Source organism: Cohnella cellulosilytica, assembly GCF_042431195.1.
Classification (GTDB): Bacteria; Bacillota; Bacilli; order Paenibacillales; family Paenibacillaceae; genus Cohnella; species Cohnella cellulosilytica.
On sequence record NZ_JBHMDN010000072.1, the window covers coordinates 1 to 4,579 of the forward strand.

A 4,579-nucleotide genomic window follows, 5' to 3' on the forward strand; every position below is an offset into this window, starting at 1 on the left:
CGGCGCCCTGCGCCTTCAGGTATTCCCCGTAATGGAACGTTTCCAGGTCCATCGCCTGCAGCGCCGCGGGCAGATCGCCCTTCCGCTGCCGCTCCGCCAGGTAGACGTTGAACTGCTTCATGCAGTCCTTGCAGAAGCAGCCGCCGTAGCCGATCGCCGTAATCGGCAGCTCGCATTCGTCGAGATGCACGCCGTGCACGCCCGCGTCGATCTGGATCTCGATGATTTTCTTCAGATACGCCCGCCATACCGGGTTGTTGCGGCACATCTGATAGCACTGCTGCTCGTGCCCGACCACCTCCACCCAGGCGGCGTGGACGGCCGTGCCGTCCATTTTGCGGGCGGCGCATTCCGCCCACAGATCGGTTACCGGCTCGCCGTCGCTGTTGACGAGCCCGTCCGGGAAGTAGTCGCGGAATGTCTTGGGGAACAGCTTCGGATATTTGTCCTGGCTGAACTCGCGCAGGCCGTACGTCACCTTTTTCCCTTCGCCGCGCATGATGTTCAGTCCGAGCAGCTTCGTCTCGTCCGCGCTGATCTCGGCCGGGAACTCCCAGCCCTGCACCTCGAACACGACGCCGAACACCTTGATGCCGTGCTTGTCGCATTCGCGGATAAATTCGCGGTCGTTCATGTAGCCGTACATCCGCAGACGGGAAGGCACCTCGCCGTAAGCCTCTTCCTCCAAATAGGGCAGCGACACGACGCCGCCTCCGAGCGCCGACCAGACGAGCAGCGTCGCCTCGTAGTCGACCAGGTCCTCCACCATCTGCGTCCTGCGCATCGGCAGGCTCGGATGATAGCAGTGCTCGTCCCGGTACCAGCCGTCGAAATAAATTCCGCGTTCCATCATTGAATCTTCCTTCCTGTCAAGCGCAGGGTAAGCGCGCATGGAGTGCTTGTAGAGTATGTGTTAAGTTCGTTTTTGAACAATTAAATAACCGCTATGGGGTGAATCTGGCGATAGAGAACATGCCGATATCGAAGCCGGGCGGCTCTCCGGAGGCCATCCGGGCCAGCATCTCCCCGATCACGCTCGCGAACTTGAAGCCGTGGCCCGAGAAGCCGGCACCGATGACGATCCGGGCGTGCTCCGGATGACGATCGAGAATGAAATGCTCGTCCGGCGTCATCGTATAGGAGCAGGACGCCCCTCTGCCCGGCGTCGCTTCGGCCCCGGGCAGGTACTTCCCGACGAATCGGCCGACGTCTGCCCCGTCGTCGGGATCGGCGCCGTAAGGGGCGAGCGGTTCCCCCGCGGAGACCGGCCGCCAGTCGCCGTCGTGGCGCCCCGCTTTGACGCCCGAGCCGTCCAGGTCGGGAAAGCCATAGTAGACGCCCTCCGGCAGATCAAACAGAAAGGCGGGAAACCGCCCGGCTCCGTATTCGCCGCCGCTCGCGGCAAACCAGGCCACCGTCTTGCGAATCGGCGTCAGCGGCGGCTTAAGTCCGATGCCGCCGAGCAGCGGTCCCGCGAATTTGCCGGCGGTCAGCACGACCGAATCCGCGCGGTAAACGCCGGCTTCCGTCCGAACCGTCGCGCCTTCGGCGTCCGGCTCGATGGAGACGACCAGCGTATTCGTCAGCAGCGCCGCCCCCCGCGCCAAGGCCGCCTCGCGGTAGGCGCCGACGCACGCCTCGCACAGAAGCACGCCGCTGCCGCTTTCGTAGCATCCGACATGCGTGTCCGGAAGCGCGAGAGTCGGCCAGCGGCGGCGGATTTCCGCCCGGTCGAGCGACTCGACCGGCAGGGCGTGCTCGGCTGCGCTTTGCCGCATTTCCTCGAGCATGGCCGAGCCCGGCTCCCCCGTCTGAAGGAAACCGGTCGGCAGGAACAACCTCCGTCCGGTTTCCCGCTCCAGCTCCTTCCAGAGCCGCTGGGCGCGCAGCGCCATCGGCGTATAAGCCCGCCCTTCTCCGTAGGCATGCCGGATAATGCGCGTCTCGCCGTGATGGGCTCCTCCCCGATGCGGCGGATCGTCCGCGTCGATCAGCAGCGTCCGCCGTCCGCTCGCGGCCAGATGGTACCCCGCCGACATGCCCATCGCGCCGGCACCGACGACGATAACGTCGTATCGTTCCATATCTGCGCTCTCCTCCTCTCCTATCGGCTTACAGCGTCCAAACCGCCCATCCGTAACCCTGCAGGGACGCGCCGTCCGCGGACGTTTCGGCTTCTCCGTAGACAAGCCGCGCCCCGCGGGACAGATCGGCTCCCGCTTCCGCGAACGCCGCCGGATCGCCGGACAGGTTGACGGCCACAAGCCGGTCGCCGCCCTCGCCGCGGCGGTAGAACGCCACGACGGAAGTTCCCGTATACACATAATCCGTCGCGTAATCGTTGCCGAGATACCGTCTGCGCATCGCGAACAATTCGCGGAAGAAAGACCGCAAGTCGGGGCCTTCCCCGCCGTAGATCGAAGCGTCCTCGTCGCCCTGATAGAGCATCGGCATGCCGTCGATGCAGCTCAGCAGCACCCACAGCGCTTTCGCGCGTTCGACGCCGTACCAGGCGGTCGCGCGGGCTTTGTTCCATACCCAGGTCACCGTATCGTGGTTGCCGAGAAAACGCAGCTTGACATCCCCCTGAACGGTGCTGAGCAGCTCGGCTTCGAGCCATCGGGTCAGCTCGCGGGCGAATCGCTCCGGCGTTAGCCCCGCGTTCTCCATATCGTACAGCGCCCGGTAGAGCGCCATGTCGTAGAATACGTCGGTCACCGGCGCGTAGGCCGGCACCGGGTTGAAATTTTCCGGCGTCACCAGCGGCTTCTTGCCGCTCTCCGCAAAGCCGTCCCGGATCGCCTTGGAGATCAGGATGCCGCCCTTCAGATTCGAGTTGCTCGGCCGGTGATCCCCGTAAGGCCGCCAGTTCGTCAGGCCGCCCATCGCGCAATCGATTCTCGCGCCGTCCACGTCGAACCGGGCGACATGCTCCCGGACCAAATCCTTGGTATATTGCAAATAATCGGGATGGGTCATGTCGAACGACAGGCAGTTCCATTCGCTCTGCAGTTCGCCGTCCCGCCGCAGCGAGGCCCATTCCCGATGCGCAAGGCCGAGCGGATCTTCCGGCTCCGGCCCGTGCGGCACGTAATCGAACAGCAGCGTCATGCCGAGCTCGCGGATGCGCCGGCTGAAGCTCCGCACGGCCTCGTCCCCGCCGTAACGCTCGTCCACGATCCGCTGATCGGTCGGATGATAGACGCCGCGGTCGAGATGCTCGAAGATCGGCAGCACCCATACGTGATCGATGCCCATCTTCCGCAGGCCGTCCAATTCCCACGCGTATTCCGCCATATCCCGCCGAAGCGGAAAACCGGAATCCATCGTGCCGTGAGGATGGCAGGAATAGAGCACGCCGTCCCGATGTCCGTCCGTCGGAGGCGTCCAGCCCTTGCCGACGTACAGCTCCCGGATCGCCGCGTAAGCCTCAGCCTCTCCCCCCGCGTTCGCCTGAATGTACAGCGTGCCGCAGACGAGCGGCTTCCCGGGCTCGAGCTCGGCTTCCACGGCGGCCAGATTGACCAGATGCAGCTCGCTTCCCGAACGATAAACCCCCGTCCCCCACTTCTCTTCCTCGTCGACGAAAATCACGTTCGTGCGATCTGCCCCGCTAACGAGGCGAACGACGGGATTGACCAGACCGGTCTCCACCGCTTCTCTTTCCGGCAGTCCGCCGGCTTGGAATACCGGATACGGCACGTTGCCGGGAAAATCGAACGCGACCGGCTCGCCGCCGAGCGGCTGGCTGAGCATGAACGCCACGCCGTTTACATGAAGCTTCCGGGGCGCATCGCTTACGAACTCCGCTTCGATCGCGACCGTTCCGCCGTCGATCCGATACCGGACGGTCAGCGCCAGCTCCCCCATGCGATAACGCGCCTCCAGGGCGCCGTCCGTCTCTTCAAAACCGTCAAAATCCCAAGCCTTCTCCGGGTCCGCCCCCGGAACGATCCGGGGAAGATCCCATGTGTTCGCTCCCTCGAAGGAACGGTATTCCAGCCGACCGGTCCGATATTGGCCGTCGCAGCCGATATCGATCGCCACAGTGCCGGTCCAGGCTTGTTTTGGCCCGTTTTGAATGGACAGCAGACGTCCGGATGCCGCGGCGAACGAGAGGACGACATTTCCTCGCCCGAACGTTCGCACGCCGCTTGTCTCTCTTGCGTTCATGAACCGAACGCCTCCTTCGCGATTTTTCCATGACCGGTGGGCAGCGGAAGCAAGGGAAGAGCCCCGATGCTTCCGCGGCCGCGCGGCGTCAGACGTCCACGTATTGGTTGCCCGCCAGATCGACGCCGCGAGCCAATATGATTTCCCAGTTCTCGTTCTTCTCCGGAATCACCTTCGTGTCCGTGGAAATGAACCGCATCGTGTACCCGCACCGGCGGTACGGGCTCGTGTTGGCCGCCGCCCCGTGGATGATCCGCGAGTCGTGCAGCGAGCATTCGCCCGGCTCCAGCTCGAAGTAGACAGCCTTCGATTCGTCGATGTCCTTGATCTGCGCGTGGAACGTGTTGACCGACATGTCGACGTTCTCGTACTGCGAGAAGCCGTTATGATGAGTGCCCGGGATGAC

4 protein-coding genes are annotated in these 4,579 nt (G+C 64.0%); all 4 read right to left on the bottom strand.

Translation table 11 applies throughout. The annotated features are described in order from the left end of the window. On the bottom strand, positions 1–853 hold an 853-nt coding region (locus ACFFT4_RS31360; protein ID WP_378053092.1), incomplete at its 3' end, for a hypothetical protein. Between the two features lie 91 nt (positions 854–944). Next, a complete protein-coding gene (solA, locus tag ACFFT4_RS31365; protein WP_378053094.1) occupies positions 945–2,084 on the bottom strand; it encodes an N-methyl-L-tryptophan oxidase in 1,140 nt (379 codons plus the stop codon). Positions 2,085–2,112: 28 nt separating this feature from the next. Then, positions 2,113–4,173, bottom strand: a complete 2,061-nt coding sequence (locus tag ACFFT4_RS31370) for an alpha-amylase family glycosyl hydrolase (RefSeq protein ID WP_378053096.1) — start codon at positions 4,171–4,173, stop codon at positions 2,113–2,115. 88 nt (positions 4,174–4,261) lie between these two features. Beyond that, positions 4,262–4,579, bottom strand: a 318-nt coding sequence (locus ACFFT4_RS31375) for a phytanoyl-CoA dioxygenase family protein (protein ID WP_378053098.1), incomplete at its 5' end; no start/stop codon positions are given.

Excerpts from the sequence above, each read along its gene's own strand:
- ACFFT4_RS31370 (WP_378053096.1), bottom strand. The coding sequence starts at position 4,173 with ATGAACGCAAGAGAGACAAGCGGCGTGCGAACGTTCGGGCGAGGAAAT.
- solA (WP_378053094.1), bottom strand. The coding sequence starts at position 2,084 with ATGGAACGATACGACGTTATCGTCGTCGGTGCCGGCGCGATGGGCATG.